This is a genomic window from Actinoplanes derwentensis, from assembly GCF_900104725.1.
GTDB lineage: Bacteria > Actinomycetota > Actinomycetes > Mycobacteriales > Micromonosporaceae > Actinoplanes > Actinoplanes derwentensis.
Genome location: NZ_LT629758.1, coordinates 4,533,508 through 4,548,314, shown reverse-complemented (window position 1 = coordinate 4,548,314; position 14,807 = coordinate 4,533,508). Strand labels below are relative to the sequence as shown.

Below are 14,807 nucleotides of genomic sequence, written 5' to 3'. Positions count from 1 at the left end.
CTCGCTGGACGCCGCCGCCTGGTCAGCTTCCGCTGAGAGCTGCCCGGCCAGCCCCGCGACCTCGGCGTGAAACGTCTCTAGCGGTAGTCGACGCGGAAGACCGGGTAGCGGTCGGCGATCGCCGCGAAGTCGGGGAGTGGGGCGTTACGGTCGACCGGGAGGTGCGGGCGGGCGCCGGGGACCTGCTGCAGGAAGCGGCGCAGGATCGGGGCGCGTTCGGGGACCGGCAGTTCGGCCAGGTGGCAGGGGCGGGCCCGGCCGTGGCGGATGACGGCGTGGCCGTCAGCGGCGCGGACGTTGCGGACCCAGTTGCAGTCGGCGCCGAGCATCGGTACCAGGTACCAGTGGCCCTGCCAGTCGGCCATGCCCAGGGGGAAACGGGTGACCCGGCCGGAACTGCGGCCCCGGACCTCCAGGGTGATCCAGCGCCGCCGGGAGAAACCGGCGCCGTAGACCGTCGCCCACAATCGGGCGAAACGGCGGGCGGTGGTGTTGCCGCGGCCGCCGGAGTACATCGCCCGCAGCCTGTCGTCAGTGGAGGCCATTGCTCCATGATGGAACCGGTGCGATCCCGGCAGTAGGGCCGAAGGTCCGCTTCAGCTCCACAGGGTGACGTGGATGGACGGCTTGAAACGGGCCACGTTCACCCCCGTACCGCGCATCATGGCCTGGATCGCTCGTGGGGTGGACGCGAAGCGGGCCAGCTCGGCCGGGGCCGTCAGGTTCGAGTCCATCAGGGTCATCGAGTGCCACACCTCCTCCAGGCCGGTGTGCGGGCCGCAGAACGGCACCAGCTGCCCTTTGCGGATCTCCGGTGCCACCGTGAACGACAGAGCGGCCGCCACACCGCGGCCCCGTTTCGCCTCCTCCACGGCGGCCGCGTGGCTCTGGAAGATCTGCTGCCGGTTGTCGGGGACCCCGAGGCGGCGCAGCAGCGTCGGGATGGCGCCCCGGTCGGCGGCCGCGGACGGGCCCAGCAGCCACGTCTGGTCCCGCAACTGCCGGGGCGACGGCTGGGAACCTGCCATCGGATGGTCCGGCCCGGTCACCGTGACGATCTTGTAGTACATCACCGGACGACATCGCACCGCCGGGTTCGGCACCGACGGCGGCGGGCCGATCGCGATGTCGACGCTCCGCTCGATCAGTGCCGCCGCGAACGAGCCCGGGTTGCGCACACTCAACTCGACGTCCAGGTCGGCGGCCCGGTTGCCGAACAGCTCGATCAGTCCGGGTGCGGCGTGTTCGGCGAACAGCGACGACGCGCCCACCCGCAGCATCCGCCGGCCCTGACCGGCCGCGCTCACCTCCAAGACCGTGATGTCCTGCAGACCGAGCATCTCGGTGGCCCGGCTCGCCAGCCGCAGCCCGCCGGGCGTGAACGACAGGCCGCTCGCGGTCCGGGAGAACAGCTGGTCGCCAAGTTCCTTCCGCAACTGTCCGATGTGCAGTGACACCGCGGACTCGGAGACCTCGAGCTGAGAGGCCGCGTGTTTGACCGAGCCGCACCGGACCACGGCCGCATAGGCGCGCAACTGAGTCGGGGTCACCGCTAGTCCATCCCCCTACGGAGTGGTTGAGAAGTCCCACCCGAAATGTATCGCGGTCGACATTCCGGGTACCGCCCGCGTCGCACATGGTGATCACACCGGCGATCTCACCGATACCCGGACGGCGATCGGCGCCTACCCTGACGACCGCCGGAGCCGGACGAGAGGAGGACCGACGATGCCGACTTTCCAGGCAGACGACGGTGTGGAGATCTATTGGGAGCAGTGGGACGGCGACACCGGGCAGCCCCCGGTCCTGCTGCATCACGGTTTCATCGCCAGCGGTCTCACCAACTGGGTCCTGCCGGGCATCGTCGACGCGCTCACCGCGACCGGCCGCCGGGTCGTCACCATCGACGCCCGTGGGCACGGCCGGTCCGGTAAACCGCACGATCCGTCGTTCTACGGCGAGACCCGGATGGCCCGGGACGTGACGACGCTCCTCGATCTGCTGGGTGCCACCGCCGCCGACGTGGCCGGCTACTCGATGGGCGCCATCGTCTCGCTGATCCTCGCCACCCGGGACCGGCGGGTGCGCCGGCTGGCCGTCGGCGGCGTCGGCGCCGCCGTGCTCGAACTCGGTGGGGTGGACACCCGGGTCATCCCGGCCGCGGACTTCCGGGCGGCTTTCGAGACCGACGATCCGGCCGCCATCACCTCACCGGCGGCCGCCGGGTTCCGTTCGTTCGTCGACGCGGTCGGCGGTGACCGGGTCGCGCTGGCCGCCCAGGCGGCGTCGCTGCACGCCGAGCCCATCCCGCTGGACACGATCACCGTTCCGGCCCTGGTGATCGCGGGCCGCGACGATCCGCTGGCGAGCCGCCCGGAGATCCTGGCCAAGGCCATTCCGGGCGCTCGCCTGGCGGTCGTCGACGGCGACCACATGGGCGCGATCCGGGTTCCAGAGTTCACCCGCGAACTGGTCGGTTTCCTGAACACCGGAAGTTGACGGAAGCACCGGGAGCTGACGGAAGCACCGGGAGCTGACGGAAACACCGGGAGCTGACGGGAGCCGGGCGGTGCTACCGGGCACCGACCGGCTCCTGAAAGCCTTTCAGTGCTCCTGGTACGCCGCCAGGGACTCGGCGGCGATCTCCAACAGGGCCTCGATCGGGTCGCCGGACGGCGGCGGCAGGGGAGTGGGGTCCTCGCAGCGATCCAGCAGCAGCTCGATCAGCGCGGCCCGCTGCACGATCTCCGCCGGGTCGACGGCGCCGGGCAGGATCCGGATCTCGACGGTGTCCCGGATCGGGGTGTCGGTCAGCACCTGCGTCAGGTTGACGTCGAAGAACTTGCTCAGTGCGCCTTCAGCGGCGGCCCGGCGCAGCTCGGCGGTGTCCGGCTTCCCGGCGACCGCGGTGACCAGCGGTTCGGGGAGGGGGGCCAGGCGCCGGCAGGCCGGGTTGGTGGCGAGCAGGGCCCGCAGCGGTTCCCGGTAGTGGGCGAACAGCCGCACCACGTTCGCCAGGGCGGCCGGTTCCCGGAACGGCCCGCCGTCCACGTGCAGGTGCACCGCGGCTTCCCGGGGCACGGTGAACCCGAGGTCCCGGGCCGGGCCGAGCAGTTCGGCAAGGGCCTCGTGATGGCCGGCGGCCAGCGGCGGGGTGACGATCTCGCAGGGGCGTTCGCGTTCCCCGCCGGCCGGTGAGGCCAGTGCGATCGTGGTGCCCGATGAATCGTCGAGCCGCAGGATCGGCCCGTGCCGGGACGCCGTCGTGCCCCACAGCCGGCCGGCCGGTTCCAGAACCTCGTCCAGGGGGCCGGCCGGGTCGCACTGTGCCGCGAGGAGCCGCAGCAGGCGGGCGTCGTCGGTGAGGATCCGGAACCAGCCGGGGTTCGCGGCCGCCGAACGGTCCAGGCCGTCCAGCAGTGTCACGTCGTCGACCAGGGTGCAGAGCAGGGCACCGTCCGCGCGGCGCACCTCGAAACCCTGGGTCAGATGCAGGAACCGTTCCAGGCCCGGGACCAGCGACGGTTCGCTGTCGTGGTGCCAGACCGGCCGGACGCTGCCCCCACAGCGTCCGGCCAGGTCGTCGGCCAGGGTGCGCCGGCTGGCCCCGGCAGGGGCCATCAGCTCGATCTCGAAGCCGATTCGCCGGCGCAGCGTCGTCACGGCTTGAACGGCAGTTTCTTGCCGTCGAGCAGGCGCTCGCCACCGGCGATCTTGGCCTCGTACGCGTCGGCCAGCTTCCAGATGCCGGCCAGCTTGACCGCGTCGTCGTAGTCGTAGCCGGCGTCGAAGAACGCGCTCACCGCCCGCGACTTCGCACCCTCGGTGGCCGATTCCTTGTCCGGCTTGAACGGCAGCTTCTTGCCGGCGAGCAGGCGCTTGCCGGCTTCGTACTTGGCGTCGCTCGGATCGGCCAGCTTCCAGATGCCGGCCAGCTTGACCGCGTCGTCGTAGTCGTACCCGGCGTAGAAGAACTCGGCGATCTGCTTCTGCGCCTCCGTGTCGACCTCTTCGCCACCGCCGACCGGGCCGTCCTCGTTGGCGACCGGCTTGACCGGCAGGGTCTCCCCGGCCAGCAGCTTCTGTCCGGCGACCGCCTTGGCCTGGGCGAACTCGCCGGCGCCCAGTTTCCACAGCTTGGCCAGCTCGACCGCGTTGTCGTAGCCGTACCCGGCTTGGAAGTACGCGTCGATGCCCTCGGTCATCTGCTCCTCGGTCAACGGCGCCGAGGGGTCGATGGTGGGCGCGGCACTCGGAGTGACGGCGGGTGCCGCGGCCTGGAGGCCGCCGGTGGTCGAGGTGACCGCCGGGCCGGCCGGCAGGACCGCCGGCAGCTGGGTGATGCCCGCGATCAGGCCGGCGCTCAGTGCCACCCCGCCCGCGGCCTGGGCACCCCGGCGGCGCCACGTGTACTTCCGGGACAGTTCCTCGACGCGTGCGTAGACCGCAGCGGGATCCGGCGTGTCGTTCTCGTACTTGTTGAAGGCTTCGCGCAGCCGGTCCTGGTGCTCAGTCACGACCCTCTCCTAGGCGTGGGCTCGTAATTCCGACTCCTGATGGAGCCGGAGGGTCTTCAGTGCCCTCGACGCATGGCTGCGCACCGTGGCGGTGGCGCACCCGAGCTGGTCGGCGATCTGCTCGTCGTCCATCTGCTCGTAGTAACGCATCACCAGCACCGCGCGTTGCTTGCGCCCGAGCGTGGCCAGCCGGTGCCACAGGGCGTCGGCCTCGACCACACCGTCGGCGTGATCGCGGACTCCACCGCGGGCATCGTCCAGCTCGATCAGTCGTTCTCCGGCCGAGTGCACGTGCCGGACCGCCCAGCTGCGACGCCAGGACAGGTACTCGTTGAGCACCATCCGCCGGACGTACGCCTCCGGTGAGTCGGCGTCACTGATCCGTTTCCACCGGACCTGGGCACGTGCAAGTACCTCCTGGACCACGTCCTGGGCCAGGTCCCGGTCACCGGTGAGGACCACCGCGTAACGCAGAAGGCTGGGCAGGCGTGCCAGCGCGAATTGCTCGAAGGTCACACCTCATCGACGCATCCCGCGCCCGTGTTGTGCACTCGATTCCGGAATTATTTCCGACGAGCTAGATAGAAAGACTACTAACCAGTTAGCCTGCCTAGCATGACTCCCCGGCCGTGGTTGCACGGCTTCCTCGATCTATGCCTGCTCGCGATGCTGCGGGGCCGGCCCGACTACGGGTACGGGCTGGCCCAGCGACTGGCCGCGGCCGGTGTCGCCGACGTGCCCGGCGGCACCCTCTACCCGGCCCTGCTCCGCCTCGAACAGCAGGGCCTCGCCGCACCCAGTTGGGCGCCGTCCGAGTCCGGCCCCCGCCGCAAGGTCTACGCGATCACCCCGGCCGGCCTCGACGCCCTGCGCGCCCAGGCCGGCGAGTGGCGAACCTTCCGCGACGGCATCGACGCGCTGGTCGACGAGTCGGCCGACTCGCCGACCGCAGGGAACGCGCGATGAACGACTGGCCGACCCGCTTCGAAGCCGAACTGATCCGCCTCGGGCTGCAACCCGGCCGGGCCCGGCAGCTCAGCACCGAGACCGCCGACCAGGCCGGTGAGAACGCCGCCGACCCGGACCACTTCTTCGGCCCGGCCCACCTCTACGCCCGCCATCTCGTCGCCGAACTGCAGACCCCGGCCGCCGGCACCACCGCGACCCGCTGCGAGGCCGGCCCGGTGATGCTCCGGCTCAGCGGAGTCGGCAAACGGTACCGGAGCCGCACCGTCTTCTCCGGTGTCGACCTGGCCGTCCGCGGCGGCGAGGTGGCCGCGATCGTCGGCGCCAACGGCTGCGGCAAGTCCACTCTGCTGCGGATCTGCGCCGGCCTCACCGCCCCGTCCAGCGGCACCGTGCACCGGGTGCGCCGGATCGGTTTCGTGCCACAGGACGGTGGCCTCGCCGGCTGGCTGACCGCCGACGAGCACTTCACCCTCTTCGGGGCGGCCGCCGGCATGGTGCCCCGCAAGGCCCGATCCACCGGCACCCACCTGGCGTCGCTTCTCGCCTGGCGCCCCTCCGGGGCACAACCGGTTCAAGAGCTCTCCGGCGGTACGCGGCAGAAGCTCAACCTGGTCCTCGGCCAGCTCCACGGCCCCGACCTGCTCCTGCTCGACGAGCCGTACCAGGGCTTCGACCAGGGCGCCTACCTCGACTTCTGGCGTCAGGTGCACGCCTGGCGCGACGCCGGCCGGGCCGTCGTCGTCGTCACCCACCTGCTGCACGAACTACAGAACGTCGACCACGTCCTCGACCTCGGCGCCGTCTCCGGAGGTACCGCATGACCGCGCTGGTGGTGGCCGCGCTCTCGGCCCGTGAAGTGTCCCGCCGACGGACCGCCCTGCTCCTGGTGATCTCGCTGCCGCTCTGGTTCTACCTGGTCCGGCGCGACCTCACCGGCCAGTCGATGCGGATGCTCACCCTCGGCATCGCGTGGGCCGTCTCCACCCTGACGCTGTTCGTCGTCAACTCGGCCCGCGGCATCGACCCCCGGCTGCGGCTCTCCGGCGCCTCCACGGCCGGGATCATCGGCGGCCGGCTGATCGCGATGAGCGGTTTCGGTCTGCTGCTGACCTCCGCCTACCTGATCCTGGTCGCGGTCGACCAGGACATCCGGCGGGGCTGGGCGATGGCCCTGGCGATGCTGATCACCGCGCTGCTGGCCGTCCCGTTCGGCAGCCTGGTCGGCGCGCTGCTGCCCCGTGAGCTGGAAGGCGCCCTGGCACTGCTCTCGGTCTGCGCCGTCCAGATGCTCGCCGACCCGGCGGGTACGGTAGCGAAGTTCATGCCGTTCTGGTCGGGCCGCGAGATCGGCACCTATGCCGTCGACGGCGTCACCGTCGACTACCTGTGGCGCGGTCTGGCCCACGCGGCCCTGATCTGGGTCCTCTGCACCGGCCTGACCCTTGCCGTCTTCGCCCGCCGCCTCCGGGTGGCCCGCTACCCCGAGCCGGCGTAGGCCGGGCCCGCCGCTCCACGACCGCGGCCGGGACGGGTTCGGTGGGAACTGGTTCGGCTGACGGTTCAAGTCGGGCGGAGCGGTGCCGATAAGGGGCCAGTCCCGAACTGCCGTCACGGCGTTTCACAGAGGTGAATGATGATCAACGGTGCAGCTGGTTTGATGTCCGCCCCCGGGGTGGAGGGAGCGGTCGCGACCGAGTTGCCGGAGATCGGTGCTGCGGTCTTCCTAGTTCTCGGAAACGGTATGAACCTTCGGTCGCGGCTGGAAGCCGTCGACGGGAACACTCTTACCGTCGCTGCGCCCCTGGAGACCACCGATCTGTCGGTGTTCGAACCGGGCCGCGAGTTCGAGATCTTCTGGGCACCGCCGCGCACCCGGGTGATCCTGCCCTGCCGGCTGGTCGCGGTCTCCGGCAGCGCGCCGTCCCGGTGGACGATCGTGCCTGCGGGCCCGGCCCGGCACGACAACCGGCGGGAGTACGTGCGCGGTGGCGCCGGTGCGGTGGTCCGCCTCGAAGCCGAGGTGGAGGGGCAGCCCGCCGAAGGTGTCCTGCTCGACATCAGCGAGGGCGGTCTGCGGTGCTGGATCGACGAGGTCACCTCGCTGAAGCAGGGTGATCGGGTGTCCGCGACGGTCTGGCTGGGCACCGCCGAGGCGCAGTTGAGTGGCATCGTGCTCAACGTGCGTGAGGCCCCGCACGGCGACCCGGGGCAGCATCTGATCCTCACGTTCGGTACCGGCGACGAGATGGCCCAGATGATCCGGCAGTACATCATGGCCTGGGAGATCGGCGAACGCCGCCGATCCCGCCGCTAGAGACGGTCCAGGTCTGTGTGGTGACTCGGGGTTCGAATCGAACCCCGAGTCACCACGCTGGAAGGCGTACCGCTCCGTCCGTGTGGTGGGAACGGACCGCTCACGCCCGGCGGGCGCGGGACGGCCTGGACGGCAGGCCCTCCTCGCGGTGTGAGGGCGGGGCCGCTGCTTGCGGTTGCGGAGTGGCGAGGCGTACCGGAAAAGGAATTGATCTTGGTTTTGCTCGTCAGTGCCGGCGGCGCAGGATGGCGCGGACCAGGAGGAATGCGGCGACCGCTACCAGCTGGCCGCCTATGACGATCTTGTTGACGTCGATGGCGGGGCGCCAGTGGGCGTCGCCGTCGCGGATGACGTAGACGCCGGCCGGGCGGGCGCCGAAGCCGTAGCCGCCGCCGGAGCCGTTTCCGCCGGCCACGCTGTTCTCGGCGCTCGCGCCGTTGCCACCGGCGTGTTCGTCGTCCGGGGAGTCGAGGCCGCCGCCTCCTCCGCCTGCGCCGCCGCCGACGATCGCGACCGGGATCACTGTGACGCCGTCGCGTTCGATCGGGGTGCCGAAGACGCGTCCGACGGTGGCGGCGTCGGTGCCGGCGCGGGCTCGTTCCAAGATCTCTGAGGTGTCGAGCTTCATGGGATCACCTTTCGTCGAGGTTCTCCCGGACAGCGTCCCCCAGGTGTGGTCGGGCCGCCATGGTTCTACGTGCTCCAGAGTGGATGTTCGGGGGCGGCGGTGCTGTCGCGGATGACCAGGCGGGTGGGGACCAGGTCGGTGCCGGGGCCGGCCGGTTCGTCGTGGATCTGGCGCAGCAGGGCTTCGACGCAGCGCCGGCCGACCTCGGCGAAGTCCTGGTGGACGGTGGTCAGCGGGGGCAGGTAGGAGGCCGCGTCGGCCAGGTCGTCGAAACCGACGACGCTGACGTCTGCGGGGACGCGGCGGCCGGTCTCGTGCAGGGCGCGCAGCACGCCGAGGGCCATCTGGTCGTTGGCGGTGAAGATCGCGGTGCAGGCCGGGTCGGCGGCCAGGCGCAGGCCGGCGCGGTAGCCGGAGTCGGCGGACCAGTCGCCGCGCTCCAGGGGCGGGACGGTGCGGCCGGCCTCTTCGAGGGCGCGGCGCCAGGCTCCGGTGCGGCGTTCGGCGGAGTACGACTCGGCGGGCCCGGCGACGTGGTGGACGGTGCGGTGACCGAGGCTGATCAGGTGACGAACGGCCTGGTGGGCGCCGTCGGCCTGGTCGGTGTCGACGACCGGGTAACGGTCGCCGGCGTCGGAGTCGACGACCACCACGTGCACGCCCGGCGGAAGGGCCACGGCGGTCGCGTCCAACAGATGGACTTCGATGATGAGAATGACACCGTCGACCGCGAGTTCGCCCATTCTTGTGAACGCTCCCATGACGTTGTCCTGGGTGGGCGCGCCGACCGGAATGAGGGTTATCGCATAACCCTCGGTGGCGGCTCGGGTGGCGATCGCTTCGACGGTTCGGCTGTTTCCGGTGGACGACAAACCGAACAGGATGACACCGATGGTGTTGAACCGGCCGTAGCGGAGGGAGCGGGCCGCGCTGTTGGGGCGGTAACCCAGTTCGCTCATGGCGGCGAGCACCTGCTCACGGGTCGTCTCGACGACACCGGGGTGCCCGTTGGCGACCCGTGACACGGTCTGTGAGGAGACCCCGGCGAGGGCGGCCACGTCAGCCATCGATACGCGTTGTTTGCGTCGGCCGCCGGGGACGTCCGAACCCACACGAAGCCGGGGTGGTTCGATTTTGATCACTCCTTGACCGTGAATTGTGGCCCGTGCCACTATACGGCAGTCATGTTTACGTAAACATGACGACCATGTTTACGTAAACATCCTCCGGAGGGGGCAGGGGTGACCCGGCGTTCATGGACTGGGTGGCAGTTCACCGGTCCGTTTCTGGCGGTCTTCGCACTGGTGTATCTGGCGCCGATCATCTACTCGGCGTACCTGAGCGTGTTCCGCACCCAACTGGTCGGCGGCACCAGCTTCGTCGGCCTCGAGAACTACACGAAAGCTTTCACTGATCCGCAGTTCTGGGAGGCCCTGACCCGGGTCTCGCTCTTCCTGCTGATCCAGGTCCCGATCATGCTCGGCCTGGCCCTGCTGGTCGCTCTCGCGATCGACAGCGGGCGCCTCTACGGCACCGGGTTCTTCCGGATCTCGATCTTCCTGCCGTACGCGGTGCCCTCGGTGGTCGCGACCCTGATGGCCGGTTTCCTGTACGGAGTCCGGTTCGGCCTGGTCGGCAGCATCAACGAGGCGTTCGGGCTGAGCATCCCGGACCCGCTCGGGCCGGCCTGGATCCTCACCACCATCGGCAACGTCGTGACCTGGCAGTACGTCGGCTACAACATGCTGATCCTGTACTCGGGGCTCAAGGTGATCGACACCTCGCTCTACGAGGCCGCGGCCATCGACGGCGCGAGCGAACTCCGGATCATCCGGGCGATCAAGCTGCCGACGCTGCGCGGTCCGCTGGTCGTCGCCTCGATCTTCTCGATCGTCGGCAGCTTCCAGCTGTTCAACGAGCCGCAGGTGCTGGACAGTCTGGCGCCGAACTCGGTGACCACCTACTTCACCCCGAACATCTACGCGTACCAGCTCTCCTTCGCCGGGCAGCAGGTCAACTACTCCGCCACGATCGCACTGATCATGGGCGTGATGACGATGATCGTGGCGTACGTCTTCCAGCGGCGGTCGCTGAAGGGAGCGCTGTGAGCACCATCGTGCGGATCAAGAAGAACAAGAAACCGCAGCGCAGCGTCATCCTCACCGTGGTCACCGGCCTCATGGTGATCTACACCCTGCTGCCGCTGGTCTGGCTGTTCCTCAGCTCGACCAAGACCCAGGAGGACCTGCTCGGGACGTTCGGGCTCTGGTTCGGCGGGGACTTCGTGCTCTTCGACAACATCGCCGACACCTTCACCTACCAGGACGGCATCTTCGGCCGCTGGATCCTCAACACCCTGTTCTACGTGGTGGTGGGCGCCGGTGGGGCGACCATGCTGGCGGCCCTGGCCGGGTACGGGCTGGCGAAGTTCAACTTCGTCGGGCGCAAGGCGGTCTTCGCCGTGGTGCTCGGCGGCATCGCGGTCCCGCCCACCGCGCTGGCCGTGCCGACCTTCCTGCTCTTCGCCAAGATGGGGCTCACCGACACCCCGTGGGCGGTGATCCTGCCGTCGCTGCTGTCGCCGTTCGGCCTGTACCTGATGTGGACCTACTCCACCGAGGCGGTGCCGACCGAGATCCTGGAGTCGGCGCGGGTCGACGGTGCCGGTGAGTTCCGGACGTTCTTCAAGCTGGCGCTGCCGCTGCTGGCGCCCGGCCTGGTCACGGTGCTCCTGTTCAACCTGGTCATGACGTGGAACAACTTCTTCATTCCGCTGATCATGCTGAAGGACATCGACCTCTACCCGCTCACGCTGGGCCTTTACACCTGGAACCAGCAGGCCAACACGGTCGGTGGTGATGTGGTCTTCAACCTCGTGCTCACCGGCTCTCTGCTCACCATCATCCCGCTCACCATGGCGTTCCTGTTCCTGCAGCGGTACTGGCAGCAGGGTCTCGCCGCGGGCAGCGTCAAGCAGTAACCCCCTCTAACACCGAAGGGACACCCCGAGAATGAAGATCACCCGTCGGCGCGCCATCCTGGGCGCCGCGATGTCGATAACCCTCCTCGCGTCCGGCTGCTCCGGCTCCGACGACGCCGGCGACACGGCTGCCGGTGGCGCGGTCTCCGAAGCCGACGTCACCGCCGCTCTGGAGGCTGGTGGAAACCTGACCGTGTGGGCGTGGGACACCACGATCACCAAGGTCGCGGCCGACTTCCAGACCAAGTACCCCAAAGTCAAAATCAACCTGGTGAACGCCGGTCAGGGTAAAGACCACTACATCGCGATGCAGAACGCGATCGCCGCCGGTACCGGCGTGCCGGACGTGGCGCAGGTCGAGTACTACGCGCTCTCCCAGTTCGCCCTGGCCAAGTCGGTAGCCGAGCTGGATGGATTCGGCGCGGCCGGCCTGGACGGCAAGTTCACCCCCGGCACGTGGAACGCGGTGCACTCCGGCGGCAAGGTCTTCGGCCTGCCGATCGACTCGGGCCCCATGGCGCTCTTCTACAACAAGGAGGTGTTCGACAAGCACCAGATCGCGGTGCCGACCACCTGGGAGGAGTACGCCGCGGCGGCCGAGAAGCTGCACAAGGCCGACCCGAAGGCGTACATCACCAGTGACTCCGGTGAAGCCGGTTTCGCCACCAGCCTGATCTGGCAGGCCGGCGGTAAGCCGTACACCGTCGACGGCACCAACGTCACGGTCAACTTCCAAGACCCGGGTACGCAGAAGTTCGTCACCCAGTGGCAGAAACTGCTCGACGCCAAGCTGCTCTCACCGGTCGTCAGCTGGACCGACGAGTGGTACAAGGGCCTCGGCGACGGCACCATCGCCACCCTGGTAACCGGTGCCTGGATGCCCAGCAACCTGGAGTCCGGCGCCAAGGCGGCCAACGGCAAGTGGCGGGTCGCGCCGATGCCGCAGTGGGAGGCCGGCGCCAAGGCCACTGCAGAGAGCGGAGGCAGCTCGCTCGCCATCCCGACCGCCGGTGCCAACAAGGCCCTCGCCTACGCGTTCCTCAAGTACACCGCCGTCGACGAGGGAGTGAAGACCCGCGTCGACGCTGGAGCATTCCCGGCAACCACCGCCGAGCTGAGCGCCCCGGAGTTCCAGTCCAAGGAGTTCCCGTACTTCGGGGGCCAGAAGGTCAACGAGGTGCTCGCCGAGTCCGCCGGTCAGGTTGTCACCGGCTGGAACTACCTTCCGTTCCAGGTCTACGCCAACAGCATCTTCAGCGACACGGTGGGTAAGGCGTACATCGGTCAGGGAACGCTGACGGACGGGCTCAAGGCCTGGCAGGATGCGTCCGTGAAGTACGGCACGGAGCAGGGTTTCACGGTTAAATGACGCAGAGCTTCGAGACGCCCCGGCGCTGGCTTCGCCGCGCCGGGGCGGCGCGTCTGGAATTCGGCGCGGACTACAACCCCGATCAATGGCCTCGCGAGGTCTGGGACGACGACGTGCGGGCCATGCGACAGGCCGGCGTCACGATCGTCTCGCTCGCGATCTTCTCCTGGGCCCGGCTGGAGCCGCGTGAGGGAGTCTTCGACTTCGCCTGGCTCGACGAGGTGATGGACCTGCTGCACGCCGGCGGGATCACCGTCGACCTGGCCACCGCCACCGCCTCACCGCCGCCCTGGCTCACCCGCAAACACCCGGAGATCCTGCCGGTGACCCGCACCGGGGAGACCCTGTGGCCGGGCGCCCGCCAGCACTGGCGGCCCACCTCGCCGGTCTTCCGGGAACACGCGCTGCGCCTGGTCCGGGAACTGGCCGTCCGGTACGCCGAGCACCCGGCGCTGGTGGCCTGGCACGTCAACAACGAGCTGGGCTGCCACAACATCTACGACTACTCCGACGACGCGGCCCGGGCCTTCCGGCTCTGGCTGCGCGAGCGGTACAACACCGTCGAAGCGCTGAACCACGCCTGGGGAACCGCCTTCTGGGCGCAGCGGTACGACGACTTCGAGGAGGTCCTGCCGCCCCGGCTGGCCGCCTCGCACCCGAATCCGACCCAGCAGCTCGACTTCAAGCGGTTCTCCTCCGACGCGCTCAAGGAGCACCTGCGGGCCGAGCGGGCGGTACTGCGCCGGATCACCCCGGAGGTGCCGGTCACCACGAACTTCATGGTGATGGGCGAGACCAAGGGGATGAACTACGCGGACTGGGCCGCCGAGGTCGACTTCGTCTCCAACGACCACTACGTGCTGCCCGGCCCGCAGGCCCGCGACGAACTGTCGTTCTCCGCGAACCTGACCGGCAACCTGGCCGGTGGCCACCCGTGGTTCCTGATGGAGCACTCCACCAGCGCGGTCAACTGGCAGCCGGTCAACGTGGCGAAGAAGCCGGGCGAACTGGCCCGGGACTCGCTCACCCACGTCGCACACGGTGCCGACGCGGTCTGCTACTTCCAGTGGCGGCAGTCGAAGGCCGGCGCGGAGAAGTACCACTCGGCGATGCTGTCGCATTCCGGGACCGATAGTGATCTGTTCCGGGACGTGGTGCGTCTCGGGGAACGGCTGCGCGAGCTGGCGCCCATCGCCGGCTCGCGCCGCCGCCGTGCCCCCGTCGGGATCGTCTTCGACTGGGAGTCGTGGTGGGTGTCCGAGCACGACTCACACCCCACCGACCGGCTGCGGTACCGGCCGGAGGCCCTCGACTGGTACACCGCCCTGCTGGACGCCGGCATCCGTGCCGACGTGGTGCCGCCGGACGCCCCGCTGGAGGAGTACCGGGTGCTGATCGCCCCGATCCTGCACGTGGTGCCGGGTGCACTGGCCACCCGGCTGCGGCGGTACGCGGCCGGTGGCGGGCACCTGGTCGCCACCTACTTCTCCGGGATCGTGGACGAGCACGACCACGTGTGGCTGGGTGGCTATCCCGGTGCGCTGCGGGAGGTGCTCGGCATCCGGATCGAGGAGTTCGGGCCGCTGCTGGACCACGAGAGTGTGGAACTGGACAACGGCACCACCGGCACCCTCTGGACCGACCGGATCGACGTGACCGGCACGGACGTCGAGGTGCTGGCTCACTACAAGACCGGGGACCAGGCGGAACGCGCGGCGGTCACCCGGCGGGCGGTGGGCACCGGATCGGCGTCGTACGTCTCCACCCGGCTCGGCCCCGCCGGTCTGGCCCCGCTGCTGCCGGCCCTGCTCGGACCGGCCGGGGTGAGCAGTGAGCTGCCGGCCGAACTGGCCGGGCGGGTCGAGCTGACGATCCGCGGGGACCACTGGTTCCTGATCAACCGCACCGACTCACCCGTGGAACTGGATTCTCTGGGCGAGCCGGTCCTCGAACCGCGGGGAGTGAGGGTTCTCCACCGCGATTCGAGGGTCTGACCTAGTTGGCCTGATCGACCCGGCTGGATGGGCCAG

General features: G+C 69.5%; 16 protein-coding genes. 9 read left to right on the top strand and 7 right to left on the bottom strand.

The window, feature by feature from the left end:
• Window positions 1–77: 77 nt before the first annotated feature.
• Together BLU81_RS20135 and BLU81_RS20130 are read right to left on the bottom strand one after the other, a co-directional pair.
• Complete coding sequence (locus tag BLU81_RS20135) at window positions 78–545, bottom strand: nitroreductase family deazaflavin-dependent oxidoreductase (RefSeq protein WP_092546097.1); 468 nt, start codon at window positions 543–545, stop codon at window positions 78–80.
• Between the two features lie 51 nt (window positions 546–596).
• Window positions 597–1,550 carry a LysR family transcriptional regulator gene (locus tag BLU81_RS20130; RefSeq protein ID WP_092546096.1) on the bottom strand — a complete coding sequence of 318 codons (954 nt, stop codon included), beginning with the start codon at window positions 1,548–1,550 and terminating at the stop codon, window positions 597–599.
• A gap of 178 nt (window positions 1,551–1,728) precedes the next feature.
• On the opposite strand from BLU81_RS20130, the gene BLU81_RS20125 reads away from it, so the two are divergent.
• Complete coding sequence (locus BLU81_RS20125) at window positions 1,729–2,499, top strand: alpha/beta fold hydrolase (protein ID WP_092546095.1); 771 nt, start codon at window positions 1,729–1,731, stop codon at window positions 2,497–2,499.
• Window positions 2,500–2,604: 105 nt separating this feature from the next.
• Here BLU81_RS20125 and BLU81_RS20120 read toward each other — a convergent pair whose 3' ends face one another.
• From BLU81_RS20120 to BLU81_RS20110, 3 genes are read right to left on the bottom strand one after another with little or no spacing between them, the layout of a single operon-like run.
• Complete coding sequence (locus BLU81_RS20120) at window positions 2,605–3,663, bottom strand: amidoligase family protein (protein ID WP_231954664.1); 1,059 nt, start codon at window positions 3,661–3,663, stop codon at window positions 2,605–2,607.
• On the bottom strand, window positions 3,660–4,517 hold the full coding sequence (locus BLU81_RS20115; protein WP_092546094.1) for a hypothetical protein: 858 nt from the start codon (window positions 4,515–4,517) through the stop codon (window positions 3,660–3,662). Before BLU81_RS20115 ends, BLU81_RS20120 begins: the two co-directional genes overlap by 4 nt.
• A 9-nt stretch (window positions 4,518–4,526) precedes the next feature.
• Window positions 4,527–5,033: a SigE family RNA polymerase sigma factor gene (locus BLU81_RS20110; RefSeq protein WP_092546093.1), complete on the bottom strand. Its 507-nt coding sequence runs from the start codon at window positions 5,031–5,033 to the stop codon at window positions 4,527–4,529.
• A 99-nt stretch (window positions 5,034–5,132) separates the two neighbouring features.
• Between BLU81_RS20110 and BLU81_RS20105 the strand changes: the two genes are divergently transcribed.
• From BLU81_RS20105 to BLU81_RS20090, 4 genes are all read left to right on the top strand, one after another.
• Window positions 5,133–5,483 (top strand): PadR family transcriptional regulator, encoded by a 351-nt coding sequence (locus BLU81_RS20105; RefSeq protein WP_092546092.1) that lies wholly within the window; start codon window positions 5,133–5,135, stop codon window positions 5,481–5,483.
• Window positions 5,480–6,307, top strand: coding sequence for an ATP-binding cassette domain-containing protein (locus tag BLU81_RS20100; RefSeq protein ID WP_092546091.1), 828 nt, complete (start codon window positions 5,480–5,482; stop codon window positions 6,305–6,307). The genes BLU81_RS20105 and BLU81_RS20100 overlap by 4 nt, the downstream gene beginning before the upstream one ends.
• Window positions 6,304–6,981, top strand: a complete 678-nt coding sequence (locus BLU81_RS20095) for a hypothetical protein (RefSeq protein ID WP_092546090.1) — start codon at window positions 6,304–6,306, stop codon at window positions 6,979–6,981. Before BLU81_RS20100 ends, BLU81_RS20095 begins: the two co-directional genes overlap by 4 nt.
• Window positions 6,982–7,227: 246 nt before the next feature.
• Entirely contained in the window at window positions 7,228–7,800 is a 573-nt protein-coding gene (locus BLU81_RS20090; RefSeq protein ID WP_231954663.1) for a PilZ domain-containing protein, read from the top strand.
• Between the two features lie 226 nt (window positions 7,801–8,026).
• Here the strand turns inward: BLU81_RS20090 and BLU81_RS20085 are convergent, their stop codons facing one another.
• Window positions 8,027–8,428, bottom strand: a complete 402-nt coding sequence (locus BLU81_RS20085) for a hypothetical protein (RefSeq protein ID WP_092546089.1) — start codon at window positions 8,426–8,428, stop codon at window positions 8,027–8,029.
• A gap of 65 nt (window positions 8,429–8,493) precedes the next feature.
• The gene (locus BLU81_RS20080) at window positions 8,494–9,495 is read right to left on the bottom strand and encodes a LacI family DNA-binding transcriptional regulator (protein WP_092546088.1); all 1,002 of its coding nucleotides are present in this window, start codon (window positions 9,493–9,495) and stop codon (window positions 8,494–8,496) included.
• A 174-nt stretch (window positions 9,496–9,669) separates the two neighbouring features.
• Between BLU81_RS20080 and BLU81_RS20075 the strand changes: the two genes are divergently transcribed.
• From BLU81_RS20075 to BLU81_RS20060, 4 genes are all read left to right on the top strand, one after another.
• Window positions 9,670–10,536, top strand: a complete 867-nt coding sequence (locus BLU81_RS20075) for a carbohydrate ABC transporter permease (RefSeq protein ID WP_092546087.1) — start codon at window positions 9,670–9,672, stop codon at window positions 10,534–10,536.
• 71 nt (window positions 10,537–10,607) lie between these two features.
• Window positions 10,608–11,408 (top strand): carbohydrate ABC transporter permease, encoded by an 801-nt coding sequence (locus BLU81_RS20070; RefSeq protein WP_092557352.1) that lies wholly within the window; start codon window positions 10,608–10,610, stop codon window positions 11,406–11,408.
• A gap of 31 nt (window positions 11,409–11,439) precedes the next feature.
• On the top strand, window positions 11,440–12,777 hold the full coding sequence (locus BLU81_RS20065) for an ABC transporter substrate-binding protein (protein WP_092546086.1): 1,338 nt from the start codon (window positions 11,440–11,442) through the stop codon (window positions 12,775–12,777).
• Window positions 12,774–14,771 (top strand): beta-galactosidase, encoded by a 1,998-nt coding sequence (locus BLU81_RS20060; protein ID WP_092546085.1) that lies wholly within the window; start codon window positions 12,774–12,776, stop codon window positions 14,769–14,771. Before BLU81_RS20065 ends, BLU81_RS20060 begins: the two co-directional genes overlap by 4 nt.
• Window positions 14,772–14,807: the final 36 nt, after the last annotated feature.

What these genes read in the sequence shown, in the direction of transcription:
- BLU81_RS20090 (WP_231954663.1), top strand. Translation starts at nt 7,228, where the DNA reads ATGAACCTTCGGTCGCGGCTGGAAGCCGTCGACGGGAACACTCTTACC.
- BLU81_RS20060 (WP_092546085.1), top strand. Translation starts at nt 12,774, where the DNA reads ATGACGCAGAGCTTCGAGACGCCCCGGCGCTGGCTTCGCCGCGCCGGG.
- BLU81_RS20100 (WP_092546091.1), top strand. Translation starts at nt 5,480, where the DNA reads ATGAACGACTGGCCGACCCGCTTCGAAGCCGAACTGATCCGCCTCGGG.
- BLU81_RS20095 (WP_092546090.1), top strand. Translation starts at nt 6,304, where the DNA reads ATGACCGCGCTGGTGGTGGCCGCGCTCTCGGCCCGTGAAGTGTCCCGC.
- BLU81_RS20065 (WP_092546086.1), top strand. Translation starts at nt 11,440, where the DNA reads ATGAAGATCACCCGTCGGCGCGCCATCCTGGGCGCCGCGATGTCGATA.
- BLU81_RS20105 (WP_092546092.1), top strand. Translation starts at nt 5,133, where the DNA reads ATGACTCCCCGGCCGTGGTTGCACGGCTTCCTCGATCTATGCCTGCTC.
- BLU81_RS20070 (WP_092557352.1), top strand. Translation starts at nt 10,608, where the DNA reads ATGGTGATCTACACCCTGCTGCCGCTGGTCTGGCTGTTCCTCAGCTCG.
- BLU81_RS20085 (WP_092546089.1), bottom strand. Translation starts at nt 8,428, where the DNA reads ATGAAGCTCGACACCTCAGAGATCTTGGAACGAGCCCGCGCCGGCACC.
- BLU81_RS20080 (WP_092546088.1), bottom strand. Translation starts at nt 9,495, where the DNA reads ATGGCTGACGTGGCCGCCCTCGCCGGGGTCTCCTCACAGACCGTGTCA.
- BLU81_RS20125 (WP_092546095.1), top strand. Translation starts at nt 1,729, where the DNA reads ATGCCGACTTTCCAGGCAGACGACGGTGTGGAGATCTATTGGGAGCAG.
- BLU81_RS20135 (WP_092546097.1), bottom strand. Translation starts at nt 545, where the DNA reads ATGGCCTCCACTGACGACAGGCTGCGGGCGATGTACTCCGGCGGCCGC.